Source organism: Paenibacillus sp. J22P15 (assembly GCF_056269345.1).
The window spans coordinates 133,003-154,560 of the sequence record NZ_JBWDNT010000010.1; the positions used below are offsets into that span (position 1 = coordinate 133,003).

Annotated in this window: 19 protein-coding genes; 2 read left to right on the plus strand and 17 right to left on the minus strand. The window is 37.3% G+C overall.

The window, feature by feature from the left end:
• Positions 1 to 23: 23 nt before the first annotated feature.
• From AC0YN6_RS20005 to AC0YN6_RS20035, 7 genes are all read right to left on the minus strand, one after another.
• Positions 24 to 1,154, minus strand: coding sequence for a GntR family transcriptional regulator (locus tag AC0YN6_RS20005; protein ID WP_475748969.1), 1,131 nt, complete (start codon positions 1,152 to 1,154; stop codon positions 24 to 26).
• 84 nt (positions 1,155 to 1,238) lie between these two features.
• The gene (locus tag AC0YN6_RS20010; RefSeq protein WP_475748970.1) at positions 1,239 to 2,885 is read right to left on the minus strand and encodes an ABC transporter permease; all 1,647 of its coding nucleotides are present in this window, start codon (positions 2,883 to 2,885) and stop codon (positions 1,239 to 1,241) included.
• Complete coding sequence (locus AC0YN6_RS20015; RefSeq protein ID WP_475748972.1) at positions 2,878 to 4,002, minus strand: ABC transporter ATP-binding protein; 1,125 nt, start codon at positions 4,000 to 4,002, stop codon at positions 2,878 to 2,880. Before AC0YN6_RS20015 ends, AC0YN6_RS20010 begins: the two co-directional genes overlap by 8 nt.
• Before the next feature lie 96 nt (positions 4,003 to 4,098).
• Positions 4,099 to 5,160, minus strand: a complete 1,062-nt coding sequence (locus tag AC0YN6_RS20020) for an ABC transporter substrate-binding protein (protein WP_475748974.1) — start codon at positions 5,158 to 5,160, stop codon at positions 4,099 to 4,101.
• Between the two features lie 147 nt (positions 5,161 to 5,307).
• Complete coding sequence (locus tag AC0YN6_RS20025) at positions 5,308 to 6,093, minus strand: PHP domain-containing protein (RefSeq protein ID WP_475749031.1); 786 nt, start codon at positions 6,091 to 6,093, stop codon at positions 5,308 to 5,310.
• Positions 6,094 to 6,283: 190 nt separating this feature from the next.
• On the minus strand, positions 6,284 to 7,105 hold the full coding sequence (locus AC0YN6_RS20030) for a response regulator transcription factor (RefSeq protein WP_475748976.1): 822 nt from the start codon (positions 7,103 to 7,105) through the stop codon (positions 6,284 to 6,286).
• Positions 7,106 to 7,107: 2 nt separating this feature from the next.
• Positions 7,108 to 8,832 carry a sensor histidine kinase gene (locus tag AC0YN6_RS20035; RefSeq protein ID WP_475748977.1) on the minus strand — a complete coding sequence of 575 codons (1,725 nt, stop codon included), beginning with the start codon at positions 8,830 to 8,832 and terminating at the stop codon, positions 7,108 to 7,110.
• A gap of 536 nt (positions 8,833 to 9,368) precedes the next feature.
• Between AC0YN6_RS20035 and AC0YN6_RS20040 the strand changes: the two genes are divergently transcribed.
• On the plus strand, positions 9,369 to 11,699 hold the full coding sequence (locus tag AC0YN6_RS20040; protein ID WP_475748979.1) for a DUF7402 domain-containing protein: 2,331 nt from the start codon (positions 9,369 to 9,371) through the stop codon (positions 11,697 to 11,699).
• Positions 11,700 to 11,833: 134 nt separating this feature from the next.
• On the opposite strand, the gene AC0YN6_RS20045 is transcribed toward AC0YN6_RS20040, so the two are convergent.
• From AC0YN6_RS20045 to AC0YN6_RS20055, 3 genes are all read right to left on the minus strand, one after another.
• Positions 11,834 to 11,959: a hypothetical protein gene (locus AC0YN6_RS20045; protein WP_475748981.1), complete on the minus strand. Its 126-nt coding sequence runs from the start codon at positions 11,957 to 11,959 to the stop codon at positions 11,834 to 11,836.
• Positions 11,960 to 11,967: 8 nt separating this feature from the next.
• Entirely contained in the window at positions 11,968 to 12,111 is a 144-nt protein-coding gene (locus AC0YN6_RS20050; RefSeq protein ID WP_475748982.1) for a hypothetical protein, read from the minus strand.
• Between the two features lie 70 nt (positions 12,112 to 12,181).
• Positions 12,182 to 12,394 carry a hypothetical protein gene (locus tag AC0YN6_RS20055; protein ID WP_475748984.1) on the minus strand — a complete coding sequence of 71 codons (213 nt, stop codon included), beginning with the start codon at positions 12,392 to 12,394 and terminating at the stop codon, positions 12,182 to 12,184.
• Between the two features lie 107 nt (positions 12,395 to 12,501).
• Here AC0YN6_RS20055 and AC0YN6_RS20060 point away from each other — a divergent pair, with 107 nt between their 5' ends.
• Positions 12,502 to 13,377, plus strand: a complete 876-nt coding sequence (locus tag AC0YN6_RS20060; protein WP_475748985.1) for a hypothetical protein — start codon at positions 12,502 to 12,504, stop codon at positions 13,375 to 13,377.
• Positions 13,378 to 13,875: 498 nt separating this feature from the next.
• On the opposite strand, the gene AC0YN6_RS20065 is transcribed toward AC0YN6_RS20060, so the two are convergent.
• The 7 genes from AC0YN6_RS20065 to AC0YN6_RS20095 all read right to left on the minus strand — a co-directional run bounded on the left by AC0YN6_RS20065 (position 13,876) and on the right by AC0YN6_RS20095 (position 21,533).
• Positions 13,876 to 14,319 (minus strand): hypothetical protein, encoded by a 444-nt coding sequence (locus AC0YN6_RS20065; RefSeq protein WP_475748987.1) that lies wholly within the window; start codon positions 14,317 to 14,319, stop codon positions 13,876 to 13,878.
• Between the two features lie 553 nt (positions 14,320 to 14,872).
• Positions 14,873 to 15,034, minus strand: a complete 162-nt coding sequence (locus tag AC0YN6_RS20070) for a DUF255 domain-containing protein (protein ID WP_475748989.1) — start codon at positions 15,032 to 15,034, stop codon at positions 14,873 to 14,875.
• Positions 15,035 to 15,146: 112 nt separating this feature from the next.
• Positions 15,147 to 16,142, minus strand: coding sequence for a hypothetical protein (locus tag AC0YN6_RS20075; RefSeq protein WP_475748991.1), 996 nt, complete (start codon positions 16,140 to 16,142; stop codon positions 15,147 to 15,149).
• 434 nt (positions 16,143 to 16,576) lie between these two features.
• Positions 16,577 to 17,989 carry a hypothetical protein gene (locus AC0YN6_RS20080; RefSeq protein WP_475748993.1) on the minus strand — a complete coding sequence of 471 codons (1,413 nt, stop codon included), beginning with the start codon at positions 17,987 to 17,989 and terminating at the stop codon, positions 16,577 to 16,579.
• Between the two features lie 151 nt (positions 17,990 to 18,140).
• Positions 18,141 to 18,680: a hypothetical protein gene (locus AC0YN6_RS20085; RefSeq protein ID WP_475748995.1), complete on the minus strand. Its 540-nt coding sequence runs from the start codon at positions 18,678 to 18,680 to the stop codon at positions 18,141 to 18,143.
• Complete coding sequence (locus AC0YN6_RS20090) at positions 18,677 to 19,636, minus strand: DUF262 domain-containing protein (protein WP_475748996.1); 960 nt, start codon at positions 19,634 to 19,636, stop codon at positions 18,677 to 18,679. Before AC0YN6_RS20090 ends, AC0YN6_RS20085 begins: the two co-directional genes overlap by 4 nt.
• A 139-nt stretch (positions 19,637 to 19,775) precedes the next feature.
• Positions 19,776 to 21,533, minus strand: coding sequence for a DUF2326 domain-containing protein (locus tag AC0YN6_RS20095; protein WP_475748998.1), 1,758 nt, complete (start codon positions 21,531 to 21,533; stop codon positions 19,776 to 19,778).
• Positions 21,534 to 21,558: the final 25 nt, after the last annotated feature.

Genomic DNA, 21,558 nt, shown 5'->3' on the forward strand with positions numbered 1-21,558 from the left:
ATGTACAAGCCTTCATATGAATATTATTCTGAACAAACGGAAACACTATTCCGTTCGATAATTTGCGTTCTTATTTTCACAGTAATCTGCTTCTCGTCACAGAGGTTCATACGCTTAACCAGAAGCTTAACCGCTTCTGTTCCCAGCTCCTCCGTCGGTTGCCTAACGGTTGTAAGAGCAACAGGAAGCATTGTTGCCATTTGGATATCTGAAAATCCAACGATCGAAAGCTGATCCGGCACTACGATTTTCCGATTCATTGCACAATAAAGAACCGAGGCTGCCAAGTAGTCGTTTCCGCACATGATGGCGGTTATGTCGGAATTTCTTCGTATAAATTCATCCAGCAGCGGATCAAAATCCGAATAATTTGTATGATCTTTTAATTGATCTACGATATGGATATTATTACTTTTTACTGGGATTCCATTGTCATACAGTGCTTTAAAATATCCTTCATGTTGTTCTTCACTTCGATTAATTGCGGAGACTATGTTTGTGACTAAGCCAATTTTCGTGTGTCCTTTCTTAATCAAATGTTCAACCATTTGGTATACTCCCTGGAAATAATCATGATATACACAATCAATAGGGAGTTCTCGAAAATAACGGTCAATTATAACAACAGGGTATCTATCTATCTTCAATTGCATCACTTGGTCACTGTAATACGTGCGCGTCCGAGGAAGCAGAATAATGCCTCTAACTTGTTCTTGAACAAGCTGACGAAGACAGAAATCCTCATCTACAAGTCCCTTACTTACTTTAATGATAAGGTTGTAGTTCAGATTTCTTGCCTCGGATTCAATTGCGGATATGACTTGGGACGTATAGGGATCCAAATTTGGTACTACTAGTCCAATACAATTACTCATCATGCCAGCAGATGTTATTTTTTTGCTATTGCCGTCAGTTTGCGATAATTCGCTCGAGAGATTACTTAGAAACGTCCCTTTTCTAGCCATTCGGTAAACCACTCCCTGCTTGGCAAGATGTTCAAGTGCCAGCTTGGTGGTCATTCGACTGACACTAAACATTTTTGCCAATTCTCCCTCAGAAGGAACAGGATCATGTGGTTTTAAATTTCCGTGCTTTATGATTCGTTCAACTTCATTTGCGATTCGCAAATACATTGGCTGACCTTCTAATAGCACAGTTATTACTCCTTTGTCGTAATAATATAATCCGCATCTAGCTCAGACGGTGAAGATGGAAATGCTCTGATCTGCTATAAATTGTTACATGGTGACAGATTTGTTCCCGGTCAGCTTGAAGAAAATCATTAGTACTATAATGGTTGTGAAAGTAAGAATGCTAGATATCGCTGCGGCTGTTCCGTAACTTGCCCTGACTACTTCCGCATATATGGCAACTGACATCGTTTTGGTATTACTGGTATAAAGAATAATAGATGCGCTTAATTCATTGATAACGTTTATCCAACTCAATATCGCTCCCGAGAGGACGCCCGGAAGCATCATGACCGCCGTAATCTTAAAAAATGTTTTTACCGGCGAAGACCCCAAACTGATGGATGCTTCCTCGATACTTGGGCTAATCTGGTAAATAATTGCCGCACTGGACCGAAGCGTATATGGAAGCTTTCTTATTACAAAAGCAAGCACCAGAATCATCACACTTCCGCTCAGCAGCATAGGCTTCTGATTAAACGCGAGAAGTAGAGTTAAGCCAAGCACTGATCCAGGTAAAACAAATGGAAACATTGAAATGGTATCGATTAAGGAAGTAAGCGCATTTTTTTTCCTTGTTGATAGGTAAGCTATGAACATCCCCAAAACAACGATAATAGCTAACGCTTCAAAGCCAAAAATATACGTATTGACTATCGATTCCCAAAGCGTATCAAAAACTATTCTATAACTCTCCAATGAAAAGGCTGCAATAAATCTGGTGCCTTTCGTTTCAAGGAAAGAAGTAACCACTACGGTCAACTGGGGAATAATTGCAAACAAAACAACGAAATAGATCATGATATGTGCCCAAATTCCACTAATCCCTTTGAATTTTGCCGGCGTTATTGGCCTTAAGGAGTTCATCGTAAAAGATTTCTTATTAAGATAAATTTTTTGACCAACAAATAATAAGGCTGTTATCAATACCATAATAGTTGCCATTGCCGCTGCAAAATTCGCCTGCCCGCCCACTTCGCTAATAAACTCGGAATAAATCATAACAGGCATGACATTAAACCCTTCTCCGATAAGCATCGGAGTTCCGAAATCCGCCATAGCATCCATAAATACCAAGAGCGAGCCAGCTAGCAATGTTGGAGCAATCAATGGCAGGATAATATTGAATACCTTCTTGAATGGACTGCATCCCAAACTCTCGGCAGCCTCGATGAGTGATGCATCAACCTTCTTCAATGCTCCGGACACATAGAGATATATGAATGGAAATAATTTCAAAGTTAACACCAGAACAATACCGCCAAAGCCATATATGCTAGGCATTTCGATTCCCAGAGTCGAGAAGAACTTCGTGATCACACCGCTGCGACCGCTTAGAAGGATCCAGGAATATGCTCCGATAAATGGCGGCGAAAGTATCGATATGATGATCAGGATTTCAATCATTTTTTTGCCTTTGATTTCGTATGCCGTCATAAGATAGGCCATCGGCGCGCCGATTAGAATGGATAAAATAGTAACAGAAATAGAAATCTTGAAACTATTCAATAAACCTAGATAATAATATGGTTTCTCGAAAAACTTACTGAAATTTTGGAACGTAAACGTTCCTGTCACAGGATCTTTAAAGCTGCTCACTAACAACGAAAACATAGGATAGATCAGGAATAATGCTAATAATATAGCTATAATCAGGGCCATGATTGTCCAGAAATCTAATTTAATTTTAGTCATGCCTTTTCACGCCCTCGATTAAACTCCGTTCTCCATCCTCGGTAAACACGTTGATCTTTTCACTGTTTGGAGCAAGAAACAGCTCATCCATCACTTCGTAAAATTTGCTCGTTTGACCCAAATCTTGAACAAATTCACAGGGATGTCCGGCATCTGTCATCATCTCTCCTTGGAGATTCACTTCATAATTAATATATTGACCCAGAAATGTACTTTTGTTGATTGTTGCCTTCAAGCCACTCTCTGCTACGAAAAATTGTTCGGGTCTAACCGCAATAATAACATTCTGTCCATCAAACACATCATCAGCCAAATTATGCATCAATATAGAATAGCCGTTTTGGAATTCGATGCGTGTTTCGTTCGCTTTTAACCGAATGGATCCCTTAAATAAGTTCGAATGACCCACGAATTTCGAGACGAATGTATTGAACGGACGAGTATAAATATTTCTCGGTTTTCCAACCTGCTGGATCACGCCATCCTTCATGACTGCAATTCGATCGGATATTGCCAAAGCCTCTTCTTGATCATGGGTTACATAGACGGTGGTAATACCTACATCCCTTTGTATTTCCCTTATCGCGGTTCTCATCTCAATTCTCAGCTTGGCATCCAGATTGGAGAGCGGTTCGTCCATCAGAAGAACACTGGGGCGAATGACAATAGCTCTTGCAAGAGCTACACGCTGCTGCTGGCCGCCGGAAAGCTTCTCCGGAAGTCTTTGCTTGTATTGATCAATCTGAACGATATTCATGATTTCTTCCGTTTTTTTCTTAATCTCTGCTTTGGGAAGCCTTCTCAGCTTTAATCCGTATTCTATATTTTGCTGTACTGTCAGGTGCGGGAATATGGCATAATTCTGGAACACCATGCCAATGTTTCTCTTGTGAGCCGGAATATCGTTGATGACTTGATCGCCAAAAAGGATTTCCCCTTCCTCGATTGAGTTAAACCCCGCAATCATTCTTAGCAATGTCGTTTTGCCGCAGCCCGATGGTCCAAGAAGTGTAAAAAACTCACCATTCTTTATTTCAACTGAAAGCCCCGGAATGATCGTAAGTCTAGCGTTATCATATTTTTTTACAACCTGGTTAACATGAATGGCAATGCTCACTTGATTTCCTCCCTTACTATAGAAGCCTGCAACATGTGAATGTCACAGGCTTCCATAGCACTCTAATTCTTATCGTAATTTAGTACCGGCTATCACTTAATTGCTTGTGTAAACATCTTTAAACTTGTCGAGCCATGCTTGCGTGTTAACTAGCGATGATTCCAGATCTTCCGGAACGATCTTGATATCCGAAATCTCCTTTAACCCTGCTGGCGCAGTAATATCTGCCCTGGAAGCACGCATATTAAGTTTCTCAGCTGTAAGAGTCTGCAAATCTTTGGATGTCAGGAAATCAACGAATTTTTTTGCATTCTCAATATTTTTAGCACCTTTAATAATTTGCACGGTGCCAGGCGATACGATTACGCCTTCATTCATGTAGACAACCTCTACCGGAGAACCTTGTCTGACAGCCGCGGACGCCAGCTCTTCGTGAGTGAAACCTACAGTATACTCGCCTTTAGCAACACCCTCGGGTACTGCGGATGAACTTCCGATAAGCTTGCCATCAAGATTCTTGACCAAGTCTTCGATGTAATCCCAGCCCTTATTCTCATCACCGGCACCCATAGTCTGTAATATGTTTGCTACGTGAGTTAAGCCTGTTGACGATTTGGCAGGATCAGGAAATGCAATCTTGCCTTTCAGTTCTGGATTGAGAAGATCCGCATAGCCTTCAACTTTAATATCGCCAATAAGATTTTTGTTCACGAGAAGCACCATCGGAATAATGTTGTTTCTGCTGATCATCCCTTCCGTATTTTTGGCCGAATCTATAATAGAGCTTTCATTCACTGATGTATAAGGTTCAAACAGATTTTGTTTCGGAGTAATAACCGATGCTGTTCCACCCCATTCAACATCGCCCAACGGATTTGCCTGTTCCGCCTCGATTCTCTTAAGCAGCTCACCGGTACCCGCGGTAACAACATCAACCTTAATTCCAGTTTGAGCTTCAAATTCAGGGATTACAACATTCATGACATCTTGCGCTGCTGCCGTATAAACGACGAGCGACTTGGATTCTGGTGCCTTAGCTGATGAATTTGCTGTTGGGCTGGTTGTTGCTTCCCCTGTATTTACTGGTGTTGAGTTTGAGCAAGCAGAGGCTAAAAACAGCGTACTTGCCATAAGTCCGATTGCAAAAATCCGTTTCATTCTAACTCCTCCAAATATTTATATTTTGTCTTCATATTTATTGTATTCTGTCTGAATAGGTCGAACAATCTGAAAAAAAAGTACAATTATCCGAATAACTGAATTAACTTAAGTTTACAATTCCTACAAATATACGATTTTAAGTCATTATTTTATACATATATTTCCACAATAGTACAAAGGCGATTTCTGGCGTGCCATTCCATGCCAGTCCGTTCCGCCAGATACCTCCAAGTTTAATTTCTCACAGCAGAGTTCATACCAGCTGGATTCTTTAGGCGAGTGTTCGGGGTAATAGGCTTCTATACCATCTAACCCCAAATCTTTTAGTTGCTTAAATATACTTAATTCCCCCTCCAGGCTCATTTTCATGAGCTTAGGGTGAGCTAGAAATGCTTTTCCTCCGCTTTTCTTAATTGCATGAATGGCTGTTTCAGCCGGGGCACCATATTCCTGCTTTACATTACTAAAGCAATAATCAACAAGCCCCCCGTACTGCCACCAGTTGTTGAATAATCCATCCTTCAGCATGGCTGAGAACACATCTGATAGATAAAGCCCCTTTCCTTTCTTATATCTATCATGAAACTCCACTTGTTCCCAAGAATAACCAAACTTATCAGCTACAAATTTAAAAGCATGCTTAGTGTAAGCTGTAGCTTCAAGGGATAAAGTATCCAGCAATTTGAGCAGCTCTATGTTTTTTATGTCGATCCCATACCCAAGAATATGTATGCCTTTCTGGCCAATGCGTGATGAAATTTCTACTCCAGGAATGGCTTCAATATTCGCTCGTGCAGCGGCAGCCATAAAAACCTCTACTCCATCCACAGTATCGTGATCCGTTAAAGCAACCGATTTCATTTCATATTCTTGTGCCAGATTAATTAATTGTTCCGGTGTGTCCGTGCCGTCAGAATAACAGGAATGCATGTGATAATTGTATCTCAACTTTTTTTCATCCCTTCATATGTACTATGTCTTTGAAATCATTTTAATAGAGCCCAATAATCTGAACAATCCGAAAAAATAGTTTAACTATCCTAGTAAATGAACTTAAATACTCTCAAAAAAAAAACAGCTCATAAAGGTGTCGACCTAATTGAGCTGTTTCTTCTAATCGTTAATTTACGCATACTGATCTATTTTTCACGACTACTCGGTGACTGGACTTCATAAAATTGGTAGGATTTGTGCCTGTGTATTTTTTGAATACAGAGCAAAAATGTTTATAATCACTAAATCCAGTCATATTGGCTATCTCATAAATCCGACATTTACCAATGTCGAGCAATTCAACAGCTTTTTGAATTCTGTACTTGTTTAGGATATCCAAGAATGTCTGGGAAGTAACCTCCTTCAATTTTCGACTCAAGTAACTCGGACTGACTCCCAGTTGACCGGAGATAGCTTCTATAGTCAGCTTTTGATCGTAATCGCTCTTAATGCGCTTGATCATCTCACTGACATAATAATTTTGTCTATGTTCGGTAAACAGATAACCATCCAAATCAATCAAATAATGATCGCTTTCCGGTTTCGTTATATTGACGAACTCGTCGTACACTTTTCCTTGTTTTATTTCTCGCTTGATATTCTCGATAATGCCTGCAAGCTTTATTTCATCTACGGGCTTTAACAAATATTCAAAGACCTTCAAGGAGATCGCCTGTTTCGCATAATCAAACTCGCTATAGCTGGTCAGTATAATGCTTTGGAACGGATATATTTTCAAAGCTTGCTCTACCATTTCTATCCCATTCATGACACACATCCGGATATCAGTAATGACTAAGTCGGGACGGAGCTGCTCAATCAATTGGAGTCCTTCCTGCCCGTCACCGGCATCGCCTACAACGGTACAATTCATAGACAGCCAATCAACCGTGTGAACTAGCCCTTTTCTAATAATTTCCTCGTCTTCCACAATAACTACCTTCAACACGATTATACTCCCCCTTGCCTAACAGGTATTGTAATTTTGACAACTGTCCCGCCGTGATGCTCGCTTGATAAGTCTACTCCGTAATTTTCACCGTAAATAAGCTGTACTCTCCGATGAACATTGTACAAACCGATATGGGATGAAGTGTTTTTATTCTGCTTTAGGATTTCCTTGATGTTTTGCAAAACATTCGGCTCCATCCCCTTACCATCATCACGAATGTCGACGACCAGATGTTTTTCAGTAATGACCGCTTTAATCTGTATAGTCAAGGACTTACGGCTAGCAAATCCGTGAATAATTGAATTTTCTATAATCGGCTGCACGATAAGCCTTGGGACAATGCAGTCCAGTGCAGCTTCCTCCACATGGATCTCGTAATCAAAACTTTTACCAAAACGGTATTTTTGAATGAATAAATAGTTCTTAGTATACTCAATATCTTCCCCGAGGCTAACCTCCGTAATGCTGCTATTGATACTGTATCTTAACAAATTGGATAACACGATGATCATCTTATTGGCAGTAGAAGGATCCATTTTTACCATATAACGAATCGTTTCCAGCGTGTTGAAAAGAAAGTGAGGATTAAATTGGGACTCCAGTTGTTTAATTTCGGATACTACGTTTTGCCGGGCCTTTTCATTGTTCGCTTCAATCAACTTTTTAATATCGGCAAGCATTTGATTGTAAGTTTCTGCGAAGACTTGAAATTCATCGTTCGTACTGACTATGAGCTGGGTATCCAAATTACCATGTTGAACATTCTCAATCGCCCTTATTATGTCATCTAAGGCTCTGGTCTTACTGTTGGCAATTTTTATGGCTGATATGAAGGTTGTCAAGGCAAACATGCCGAAAAGCAAGCCTAATAATGAACCTGCCAGAATTAGCATCGATTTAAAGTAACCGACAGAGGTGAGAGTATAAATAATAACAAGCCCATCTAGTATTTCTGTTCTTGTCACATATTCAGTATCTTTATTCGATTTGACAACTCCAGATTTATCTCTCAAATTCGAATCAATTTTTCCTAATTGATCGACTAGCAATTCATTTGTGCCTGCAATTACATATCCGAAGTAATCAGTTATAACGACACTAGTTGAAAAATTTGTGCTGATAAGCTCGACTAAGTCACTTTGGTTAATGTCGAAGATAATAAATCCCATTACACGGCTTTCCTTTACTATGGCTTTGCCAATGGTCAAGCTTCGACTGTGGTCAATAAAACCTTGTTCCCTGACCAATATGACTTTTTCAGGGCTATCCAGCATTCTTCGAAGGAGTCCCCATTTCACAGAATCATTACCTTGGACATATTCGGGGATATGATTCGAGCTTTGTAATATAGGGTTAAGCTTATCGTCAAACACAAAGAAATTACCCTTGATTTGCATTTGATTTATAAAATTGTATAACTCTCCGTATATTTCGCTGTTCGGAAGCTTCGACTCCAGAGATGTTAACAAGCTACTATCCTTTGACATAAGATAGGCTTGATTCTGATAAGAACCTATAATATTACTTACTGTCTCGGCGATCTGGACGTTGTAATCATAGTTGCTTGAAACAATCGTCTTATAAAAACTAGAAAATAAAAGGATATAACTGGTAAGTGCAACGATGATAACTGGAGTAAACGCATAAATGATAAATGTTTTTTTTATATCATCCCTGAATCGTTTATACTTTTTTTGTTTTTTTGTCATTTTATCTCCTTGCACTCGTTACATCTGTTTATTTATATATTACTTCAGATGACATGACATTTCATTTCATTTACAGAACCTTTATAAACTTGTGTATTTTCCGCGACACCATATATGGTAACTTGATGCGTATACGCGGCAGATAGAAAAAAACCGGCATCGCCGGCTTCTTCAACACAGAACTTATAGATATAGGAGCGTCCGGTCAGAGCCTAAAGATATAGAATTGAGGAAGCGCTGTCATAATACCATTCCTTCTACCGATCAAGCTCTCCTTCTGTTGTCAACTAGAATTAGCTTTTAAATGCAAATTATCCTTATCTTAACAATATATTAAATAGAATATATCAGTGATAGTTGATACGATAAATTGGTGTGGAGATCTTGTAGCAAGAGCTGTATAGGATCAATGCTTGCGAATTCAGCTCAAAAGCTTTACGACGAGGGAGGGAAATATGATTCGACGTTAACGGGCAATGCAAGACGACAAACGCTCATTTCTTAACTCTATTGTTGCTTTTTTACTTAAAAAAATATAGGAGAGTGGTAGCTTGTTTATAAAATCAATTTTAAAGAAATCACTTCTTGTCGGCACCATATTGTCCTTGTTGGCGGTCCCGTTCGTGATGGGGACATCCGTTACGGCGGCGGAATCTTCTGATTTGGAGAAGGTTCAAATCAGAGCGATGTCCTACAACATTCATCACGCTGAAGGATCCGATCGGAAATTGGACTTGAAACGGATCGGTGACATTATCAAAGACTCGAATGCCGACATCATCGGCCTGCAAGAAGTAGATAATAACTACGGTCCTCGGAGCAATTTCGAAGATCAGGCCAGACGGCTGTCCGAGTATCTGGGCATGGAATTCGCTTACGGGGCTAATCTGAATTCGAATGGCCATCAATACGGAACGGCCGTTTTAAGCAAATATCCTATTGTTTCTTCCGAGAATCACCTCCTTTTCAGTATGAGCGAACAACGGGGATTGTTGGAAACTGTAGTCGACGTTCAAGGAACCCCATTCCGTTTCTTCAACACCCATCTTGATTGGGAAAGAGCGTCAGAACGGACGCAGCAGATCAAGGAAATACTAGCGTGGGGCGGGAAAAACGAAGGACCAGCAATTTTCGTCGGCGATTTCAATGCTATTCCGGACAGCGCCGAAATGCAACCTATGATGCAAGCCTATAACGATGTGTTCGGCTCATTGGGTCAGAACGAGGATTACACCATACCGGGAATGCGAATCGATTATATCTTTGCCTCCAAGAATATAGTGATGAAGAACGCGGATGTCCTGCTAACGGAAACGACCCGTGTCGCTTCCGACCATCTGCCGATTATTGCGGATTTGATATATGGATTGACAGAGACTAAATTGAACAGCATCACTGCGCCTGCTAACATAACAGACTTGGCGATCGGAACGGCGAATACAGCGGCCGCCCTTGGATTGCCTGCCAAAGTAACGCTTGTAACCGATTTGGGATACTTGGTTGCCAATGTGAATTGGGATGTAGATAGTGCAAGCTACAATCCAACTGCCACGACAGCGCAGACCTTCACTGTAAATGGAACTGTAACTTTGCCACCTGGGGTGTTAAATCCCGATAACGTGCCTTTGACAACAAGAATTACAGTATCTGTTAATAAGATCCCAACGCAGACCGCCACAGTTACCGCTTCATCGCAATACAGTGCTGATTATACTCCCGTTAAAGCGTTCGATGGTATCGTTGGGCAATCGGGCAGCGGCGAATGGGCCTCCAAGGGAGAAAAGAATCCATGGATCCAGGTGAATTGGCCGATGAGTCAAACGTTCAACAAGATTATCTTCAATGATCGGCCTAATTCAGCGGACTGGGCTCCCGGCGGAACGCTTACCTTCAGCGACGGAAGCACTTTTGCGGTTTCAGGAATCCCGAATGATGGAAGCGCTTATTCTGTAACTTTCCCTGAGAAGACGGTGACATGGGTCAAATTCCAGGTATCCGGAGGAAGCGGATCAAATGTCGGTTTGTCGGAAATGAAAATTTTCGCGCCGGTGCCTCCGGCTGCAATGCCTCAGACTACATTGACTGGTTTACAGCAGGTGAACTCTGGTCAAATATTTGATGTAAAGATGGGATTGACCGGCGTAACACAAAGTGTATACCAGCAAATGTATGCCCAAGATTTGACGCTGCATTATAATCCAGCGAATTTGCAATTCGACTCGGTTACATCGCTGAAAGATGGATTCCAAGTCATTGAACAACAAGAGACAACGCCGGGGCAAATTCGTATTATTGCTGCCAGCGTGGAAGCAAACCAAGGGATACTTGCCGAAGGCGATTTACTGAATTTCAAATTTACAGCCAAATCTGCAGCGGAGGTAGCGACAATTTCTGTCGACAATGTTGTGATTGCCAATGGACAGGGGAATGAACTGCAGGTCGGCGGAGCCTCCCATGAAGTACAAATTAGTATACCTGTGGATAAATCACTCTTGAATGCTTTAATCACAAGCGCTCAGGCTAAGTACGATGCAGCAGTGGAAGGCAATGGACACGGCCAGTATGTGAATGGATCCAAAGCGCCATTGCAGTCGGCAATCGCTGCGGCAAGCGCGACAGCAAATGATCCGAATGCCACTCAGCAGCAGGTGGATAGCGCGAAAGCTGCATTGGAAGCGGCCATTCAAGTGTTTGACACCAAGAAAATCAATGCGGATATCAATAGGGATGGAAAAATTTCTATTGGAGACTTGGCTATTGTTGCAGCGGCTTACAGCAAAGAAGAAGGTCAAGAGGGCTGGAACGGGAATGCGGATGTCAATAAAGACGGCAATGTTGACATTGCAGATCTTGCATTCGTAGCCAAAGTGATTTTGCAATAAAACAACCCCGCAAATTGTGGGATGGAAAATCTGTTTGCTCAGTTAGATTAGTGAAATTCAGGATTGAAGTAGGGGGAGATTTATTATTCTCCCCCCATACTTGAATTCAGATTCGGGAACGTGACTAACTGATACTACTTCAAAGGTACAACCATATTCCATGTGTTGTTAGCATTTGTGAACTCACCTGGACCATCTGCTGTTGCAAAGAATACATGTGTTGGTTTGTTATCCTGGAATAAAATAAATGGTCTTTCCAAGCTTCCCATTACCTCTTCTGTTCCATCATCCCATGTGATCCAGCGTGAATTATACAGTCAGTATAATAAGCCTTATCAGAATCATTCTCGTCCAGATGCTCTATAATCTCCAGCAATCCCGCAGCCGCAATCGCTGATAAAACCGTCCCCATAAAATAATCTTCATGTTTCCGCACTCCACATGTTAGGAAGCGGTGGTAAGAAAATCTTATCAATCTTCACCTATAACAAACCGTCAACTCCACCCGATTCCCTTCCCCTTTCATACACAATCCGCTCCACCAGCTTAAATATTTCTTCTTTTTTCGCCGTTGGTCCTGGAGCAGGAAGCATATGTGCCGTGCTACTCGGAATTTTCAAACCGGAAATGGTTTTAGGTTGCAGCCTGCACTCTATTCCATTATTTTTTCCAAAAAGCACAGCAACTAAAATCACAGAGCATCGTAAATCCTTGGTTCAAAATGAGTCCATTCATGGTCTAGCTGATCATATCATTCCAAACATTACTCTCTTATGCTTCCAGTAGTCCTGAGATACAAAAATTGTATGAGGGATTCTATAAGGTTTCACTTGAAACCTATTTTGATCTTTGGGATGCTTTTGTAGACATTCATGATGAAATTTTTGTTGAGCTTAAACGAAATACCAAGCCTGTAGTAATCGTTCCCGGTGATCTTGACCCTATTTATCCGACCTATTTATCCGGTTTACAGACCGCTTATATTCCGAATTCGCAATGCATGACGATTCTCAATTCATCGAATATGACGTTTTATGACCAACCTGAAGAAACTTACAAACAGATTCATCACTTTTTTCAGAATGGCAATGCATCTCCCAAAAGTGAGGATTCATTTCTTCAAGCACTACATAGTGAACTATTTGAAAGGCTGGATGAACAGAACCAGGCTTCTTCCGTGGATACATTAAGAGTAGATTTAATAAATCAGTTTCAGGTTTTTGTTAATGGAGAGCAAATTGTTGAAGGCTGGAATCAGCGCTACGCCAAGCCAATTCTCATCTATTTGGTCATGAACCTCTCAGTAACAAGGGAACAACTATGTGATGATCTATGGGGGAATGTTTCGACAGGAATAGCTCGGCACAATTTACGGATGTACTTAACGCATTTGCGAAAGCTCATTAGGAACGATGAGTACCAATTTCTTATTTTGGACAAAGAACATATCTACTTAAGCGGAAATATTGAATGTGACTTAACCGTATTTATTAAACTCCTGGATGAGGCTTGGACTGAACAGGATTCCATACATAAACAGCAACTTTGTACGCAATTGTTTGAGCAGCTTCATAAGAACTCATTTAGAATATTGTCCGATGATTGGATATTGAGAGAACGTGTAAATGGGAAGAAAAACTTTTTACGCTTAGTCAGTTCATGTCTGAGCGTTGCTTAGAGTCAGGGGAAATAGTTAAAGCCATTAAGTACTTGGAATGGGCGATTCATTTCCAGCCCTAGAGAAACAGAGCAGTTAGATGCAACAACCTCACATAAACAATCCCATGGCTATTATAGCCATGGGATTGTTTTAAGTTCCACTCACCATCTCTTTCGAAGGTTATAGTTACCTGGACCACATAAAATGTCGGCAGTTACAAGTGCATCGAAATCATCTTTTGAAAGTTGTGAGATAAGTTCATACTGGATACATATTCCAATTATTTTCTTGCCTTCATTGTAGCTAATATCCCTAAGGTTTTGATGATATTTGTACCATTGAGATAATCCTGAGTAGCGGATAGAATCCTCAAACCAACGATTTTCCCCCTGGCAGTTCACCTTCTACATACCTTTAATCTATTTGCATAACATGGATAATACGAGCTTGAATTATCATTTTTCAAAATACCTATTGCACTCATAATCTCACTAATAAATTAGAATTTATGCAGTTTCAAATATTTGTTTTTATTGGTAAATATACTTGAGACATTATTTTTATATCTGGTACTTCTGAATCCTCTACCTGAGCATCTAATATCGCTCTCATTAATGCCATACAAAATTTCATTCCAACTTCTTCAGATATTATATCCTTCAAGTAAATATTTGTATTATCATATTTTTCGGGAAAATTAATACAAAAATATGTCATTTTTTTCTTTTTTTCTTCCCATATTCTATATTTCACCGTGCCTTTACCATCAATTTTCCCTTCAATACCTTTAGTTAGAAATTTATCTATTTGTCCCACTTTACTCCACGTGGCTAAGTTTTTATTTATATAAACTTCATCCCATGTATCAAAAATAGGAAAATGTAATAATAAATTTCTTATAAAACTAAACAAATCATCCGCAATTATCCCTTCAAAATGAGGTCGTCCACCTTTTTTCATCCAATTAATATATTCTTTAATCGGCTCATAACTCAATAATTCTTTATATATCGAAAATGATTCTCTTAGTTTATAAAATCTTATTTTAGCATCCTTATTAATAAAACATCATTTACAACTTCTTCATATAAATCATAGAATCTATTATAAAATAATGATAATACTTCTTTCTCTTTTTCATTTGGTTTTAATTCTTCTATTTTAATCCCCCCACAAATTCCAGTTTAGCTGCATTTTACTGATATTATATGGCATATTCTTTTATTATAATTCTTTCAAAATCCGCTTAGAACGTGGGTCTTTGCCTTATCTTTCCGATAACGTAATATTCACGAAATTCGTAAATATAAGAAATACAATCGATTAAACGAACTCATCGTGTCTAAATAGCCTTTTTGAAACATGTTTTTATTATACTATTGAATGGAGGAATATTACGATCACTAATCCTATACTTTCAAACAAAAAACCTCCGCCAATTCCTTCAGCATAAGCTTCTAAAAATTGATTCACGCGAACATCCCATCAATGACATGTACGTGTGAATCAACAACTAGCTGTACCAAATAAATAAGAAGACAGGCTTATTGTCGCGCTTGGCGACTTCAAAAGCCTCTTCCGACCAAGGGAACCAGTTCACCGGATTATGCGCATGTTGCAGCAAGTATGGCGACTTTTCCTTGGCTAATCTATTGGGTACTTTGTGAGTTGTCATAGGGCATCACCTCTTTTCGTGTTGAAATTATTATCATCACAGTGCGCGATATTACCGCTTCTACATAAGACATGAAAGAATACCAGTAAGTAGCCAAGGTCATATTTTACATCTACATATTATATCTTATACTACAAGTCGTAGAGTTACTAAGGCGAACTGTACCCGAGTCAATAAACGCTACCTTATTTATGTATGACTTTGATTCTTCAAGCTTAACTAAAGAATGACGATAACTTTTCAATTTATCAATATAAGTTAACTGCACTAAAAAATCTTTATACTCATCTCTGTCCTTTCTTCCATAAAATGCAACTTCCTTAACTGGTAAATTCTCATAGTACACTCCTACTATTTCAGTAACGTCCTGAGAAACAGTTGCATAAATTTCGGTAGTGATATCTCTATATTTATTATGTAGTTCAATAATTTGATTATAATACTCCCGAACCAATAGTATAAGGTTTATCCACTCGCTCTGATTTTCTAATTTGTCTTTTAATTTGATTTTATTATTGAATTTATCTACTTTTTTCAACTCTTTATAGTTTGCCTCTACAAAATAAGGTAATTGACTACCCACCGTTCTATTAAAGAGTGGTATTACTGCTGTGATACGCTCTACAATTAACCCCTGGTGCTGCATAAAATTGCGGATAAATTCCATAAGCTGATATGAAACAGTTTGGTCATACAATTTATTCGTCTCATTTTCAAACACTATTTTTAAGTCAGAAACACACAACTGCTTTTCCAAAAGAGACAACCCATGAAGTACTTGATCACGATACAGCCGTATAGTACTAAGTAGATTATTTAATCTCCTATTGAGCACAACAACTTCAACCATACCATAATTCAAAAATATCTCATTAGAGTCCGGCTTATCATTTTGATTAGCAAGGAAGAAGTCATAACCCTCTTTTATTTGTTCTTCCCATTCATAGTAATTATCAGATACTATATTAAACTTTTCTTCAATCCAAATCAAAGATAAACAGGCCTGATATGAACTTCCGACCTTCAAAAAAATATCGTCATTTACTTCTTTGGGTGGAATGCCGAATAGGATTTCCTCTCTTATTTGAATACTACATTTTTCACTCATCAAAAGCCTCCCCTTCTTTAAATAATAAATTCGTTATTTATAACTGACCTTCTCCTGCTAATTTTAACTTAAAAGATTTGCATCTAACATGGCGAAAGTATTACAACAATGGGCGATAGCCTAAGAATGAGTACAACAAATAATCAAAGTAATTTTCGAACCACTTATTATACCTGCGTCCGTATAAGAAGTATATATCATTCATTCTTACACAATTCAGTAGACATCAGATGTCTACTGTTTCAGAAAGGAAAAAAGACCAATTCGCATAGGATCAGGCTTTTTTGAATAAAGGCAACGGGAGTCAAACTCCCTGCAATTGAGCAGTACCGTCACATCTCATTTCGTACCATCAATATTAGGCACTCCACATGTTTGGGTTGCGTAAAATGAACAGAATTTGATGTGACAGTATTCGCTGAAAATTTTAGTTATTACCTATTTTTTCGTTTTTGCTCTTTTATCTTTTTCTTCATATTTTTCTCACCTTTCTGCTTTCTCCGTATCTCCTTTTTCTTTAATGATTCTTGTTTAAGGTAATTCATATTAAATACATTTGGGTTAACCGACTCCATACCTTGACTCGTATATAAATTTTTTTCGGTTTGGTAAATCAATTCCCAAATATGAATTACGGTCTGAAAGATTGACAAACATTTACCTGCAAACTGAACGAGATACATTGAACGGATATCGGAATGATTATTTTTTCCAACAGGGTCATATTTAATTAATTGACTTACTCCATCAAATTCATATGTGTTATGTCCAATTGCATTTCGTATTTTATTGTCAATAGCGCCCTCAACAATTAAATGATCAAATACCTCCATTCCATCAATATACTCAACCTTTTTCCCCTTAGATGCTTCAAAGAATTTATCAAACTCATACTTAGGCTTTGTATCAGACATCTTTTTAAAATCGCTACGATACTTGGAATTATTATAACTAACTATGATTGGCAAAATCTCAGCCACCAGTTCGTAAGTATCTATATAAAATTCTTTAATATCTTCAAATGCTGCTGTAGTCATACCCTTCTCTTCATATATTCCTTCAGGAATCTCGTGGTAATAAGTAAGTCCATATGCAGGAATTAAGAATTTGAAGACTTCTGAAAAATGCTCTATTGTACGCAATATTCGTCTATCATATCTTCTAAAATGCTCTTGAAAATATTTTGACAACTCTATCAGGTTCGCAGGGTTTTGCTCTAAATTAGTTTTTAGTTCTTTGAATATTAGTTCGTTATGATCATTACTAATAACTGGTTGTAAGAATAATCTTGTAACAAAATGAACTCCACGCAAATATTCAAGTCTATTATTCATTGGAAATTGCATTTTTGGTAATACTTTACGGACTTCTTGAATTAAATATTCATGACTCTCGTGATGCCATAGTTCATTTATTCTTCTTATTCTTGGCCAATCATTTTTTATCTTATAAAGAAAGCTCATAACATTTTGTTTAAATTTATCAAACTTCTCATAACTACTCTGCGGAACACTTGGGTCACCCATTCCCCATAAACCTTGAAAAAACGGGGGCGGTATGTACCAATGAGTGTCAGAATTAAAGGGTTGTAACTTTTCAGTTAAAAGTTCCCCCGATGTTTCAATATAAAAATCCGCTTCATTTTCAGGAGAAACCAACGAAGCATTTTCAATATTAATTGTAAAATCAGCATTTTCTTGGTCAAGGATAGCAATTCCCTTGATTAAAATTTTACAATGTCCACATGTATATCTTATGGGATGACTATCTAGCCATCCATATTGTGCACGTACAAGCGTTATATGATTACAAACAACACATTCAAAATAAGACCGAATGTTTCCCATGGTAATCCCTCCACTTCATCTTCCATTGCGTTTGCAAACAAAAATCCCCCTCTTTTGAAAGATAGGGGTGATTTTTTTATCCGCCTTGTTTCTTAATCAGTTTTCCGGCTCTATACCAATAATGAATAATACCCAGAGGTTTGCTCTAAAGTTAAACATAAAACGAATTTGATTGTCTAGAGTATTTAATATCGTCTACATATTTTAAAACATTTAATAATCCTTCGAACTCTACTTTAAAGTTCTCAAGATCTTTGGCATTAGCATTATACCATTGAGATGCATCTTCTGTTGCATGTACGTTTCTATGCCTGTTTAAAACAATTTCATTCAGCGAAGTTTTATCCCTACCATTATAATTCCCACTCCTTAACCCATCCTCAATATCAAAAATCAACTCTTGAGTAAATAATTCTTTTATATTTTCAAATTTAGGATTATTTAACCGCTTTAGTCTGCTGATAAGAAGTGTTACATCACTAGCATTGTCTCCTCTAATTAAACTACAACTATAGATAATATTTTTAATCGAACCTTCTAGAAACCTAGTTGCTTTAGTATAGATATCGATGTTTAGTATCGATTTTATTTTCACATCATTAGCATCCCTAATTTCAAATCTTTCAATATTATCCATATCTCTCAAAAAGCTTTTATAATAAATATCGATATCCGGATGTTTAAAACTCACAATTTATCACCTACCAAAAAGTCAATACCAAGCCTTATTTTTATGTTCGGTGATTTATTTTGAATGACATTCTCCGAAATTAACTCAAGTAATTTGTTATAAGCAAAATTTAAGTTATAATCTTTTCCTTGGCTTATTAGTAGACCTAGAGGTATGAATAGAGAATAAAATAATGTACTACTGAAACGGCCATTTACTAATAAAGCCTTTTCGCCTAACGAATTTTGTATCACTTCTAAAGTATGAATAAAAATTCTTCGATAATGTTCTGCTAAATATTCATTATTTCTATTGCTTTGAATAAAATCATTCATTGCTTTCGAAATACTATTAGCATTTATATAGTTCTCACTCAGAAAAGTAAAAAATTTTAGAATGTACTCTGAATCCTTATATCTTTTGTCCACAGGATTGTTATACATTCTTCGCCACAAATAGTTTGTATTTAGATCATTTATACTATTTATCATGTTCCCAAAATACATTCGGTTTCTAAACTCTTGATCAGTAAGGCTTTCTCCACCTGCATTTAAACGATAAAATAATTCAGTAATAATATACGAGCTATTCCACGTGTATTCAATTATTGTAATATAAATCCTTCCCATATTAATTTTATGTTTATCCATTTCAGATAGTTCAGAATACTTCAGACCATTGATGTCAGAATTAATGTCGCGAATCTTAAACTCATCATTATAAAACGAATACAGAGTTCTAAGCCTTTGTATTCCATCTATAACAGTTAGTAATCGATCTTCATCTTCAAAAAGATATATTGCAGGGGTTGGGAAGTCTCTGTAAATTGAGTCTATATATAAACTTTGTTTTTTTACATCCCAAACTAAATTCCTATACTTATCTTTCTCTAGCACTATTTCCCCATTGTATATTTGATTAACTAATTCTTTTATTGAAAAAGTAATGTTATAGTATCTAATGTTTTTATTGTCCAAATAGCTCCCCCATTTTCAAAAACTATCAGTTAAAATCTTACAGTTGATACGTTTATAAATTTTCCCCATAATTCGTTATCGTTTTACAGATAGTAAATAGTGTCACCTAGGTTTTAAAAAGGTTGATAAAAATCAAATGTCATTTTTCCTGATAATTTTTTTTCAAGAACTTATTTTCTTTTGTAAAAGTAGCAATTTTATGCTTTTCAATATCAAGCTTTATTTGATTTAGATTCTCTTCATGTTCAATTTTATCTCGATTTAAAGTGAGGATATATTGGAAGTCTTGATATTTTTCTTCTTGTTTAGCTAAGAAATTTAAACTTTGAACAAGTGTATCTTGATCCACATCAAAGATATTATCATGAATTAGAAGGCCCGGATGGCGCATTCGTGTATATTGATTAAACAAAAGAGCCATATCATAAATAAATACCTTTGTTCTATCTACACTGTGACTACCATCGTCGTAAATTCGCAATTCCATTTTGACTATTTGTTTACTTGTTTTACTATTTATAGTTTCAATCGTAAATGAGCATTCCTTATTACCCATTATTAATTCATGAATTGATAGTATTGTTCTAAGGAAACTATTTAAGACATTCTTCTTTTCATCAATTTCATTATCCAATTCAAGTACCTCTTGAGTTTTCTTTAAGAACAGCGTTTTCTTTTCTTTCTCAGCATGTTCATATTCTTTAAATAAGCCTATTCTTTTTGAGTACTCTTGGTTTTTATGATTATAGATCTTCAAGCTGCTTTTTAGATTTTTCAAAACCCCTTTTTGATCTATAATCCTTAATTTATCACCGTATTCTTCGTCTAACCCTCTTATTTGTTCGGTTATTTCATATAATTCATTTTGCAAGTCAGAAGCCCTTTGGTTAATTAATGACCTCTGGAAAGTTTCTATCTTTGTTTTAAATCCAAGGGTCTCTTGAAGCGATTTTACAATTAGTTCACCGAGACCCTGCTTAAACTGATTATAAATAAGTTCAATTTCAGAACTATCAATTTCCTCAGGCTTAGGAAGACCTTTAATCCTTTGTAGTTCATACTTAATAGCTTTTTGGCGAACTCTAAGTTTGTCTAATAAATCCTCTAATCCGACAAGATCTTTCTCAATTGAATTGAATGCTTCGTTACTTCTAAAACTTTCAATTGCATCATTCATTTTTAGCACTTCATCGTTTAATGCATTTAATTCTGCTCTTACATCATTAATCTTTTTTTGATTACCGTTTGTTACTTCTTTCTTGGTATTTGTCGAAACACTCTTATATTGCTCTATTTTCTTAATAGTTACTTGAACCTTCATATAAAATTCCAACGAGATATTAAGAAAATATAAATGAGGAACAACGCTTACAGGAATTTTTTTGCTAACGTCAAAACACTCTAATATGGTTTTAAATTCAGATTTTTCATCTCGTATCAACGGGGATATCAGTTCACGAAAGGAGGGAAGTACCCCCTCATTAAAATCGTTATATAGTAAGTCCTTAAGATATCTTTGGGCTTCATCCACACTTTCAAAAATAATGGTCTCTTCATTCTTCTTTAATAGAGGCCTATTCTGTTCGCCCTTACTTCTTATAATTGTTATTTCTTCTTTACCAATTTGTAGATCAAGCTTTATTAGCACGTCAACACTGAACACTTCATCAGGTATTAGCCTAATTCTGCTATCACTATATTTCTTAAATAAACAAAAATTAATAAACTCAATAGACATTGATTTCCCAACACCATTAGTTTTTCTGCCCCGAGTTGTATTAGCATCTGATTTCTCACCTAGAATAACATTTATTCCATCTTCAAATACAATGGTTTCGAATACTTCAGGTTCAGAATACAACTTTAACAACTTGATTCTATTTACTACTCTATCCATAAATAAGGCTCCTCAAATTTCACTA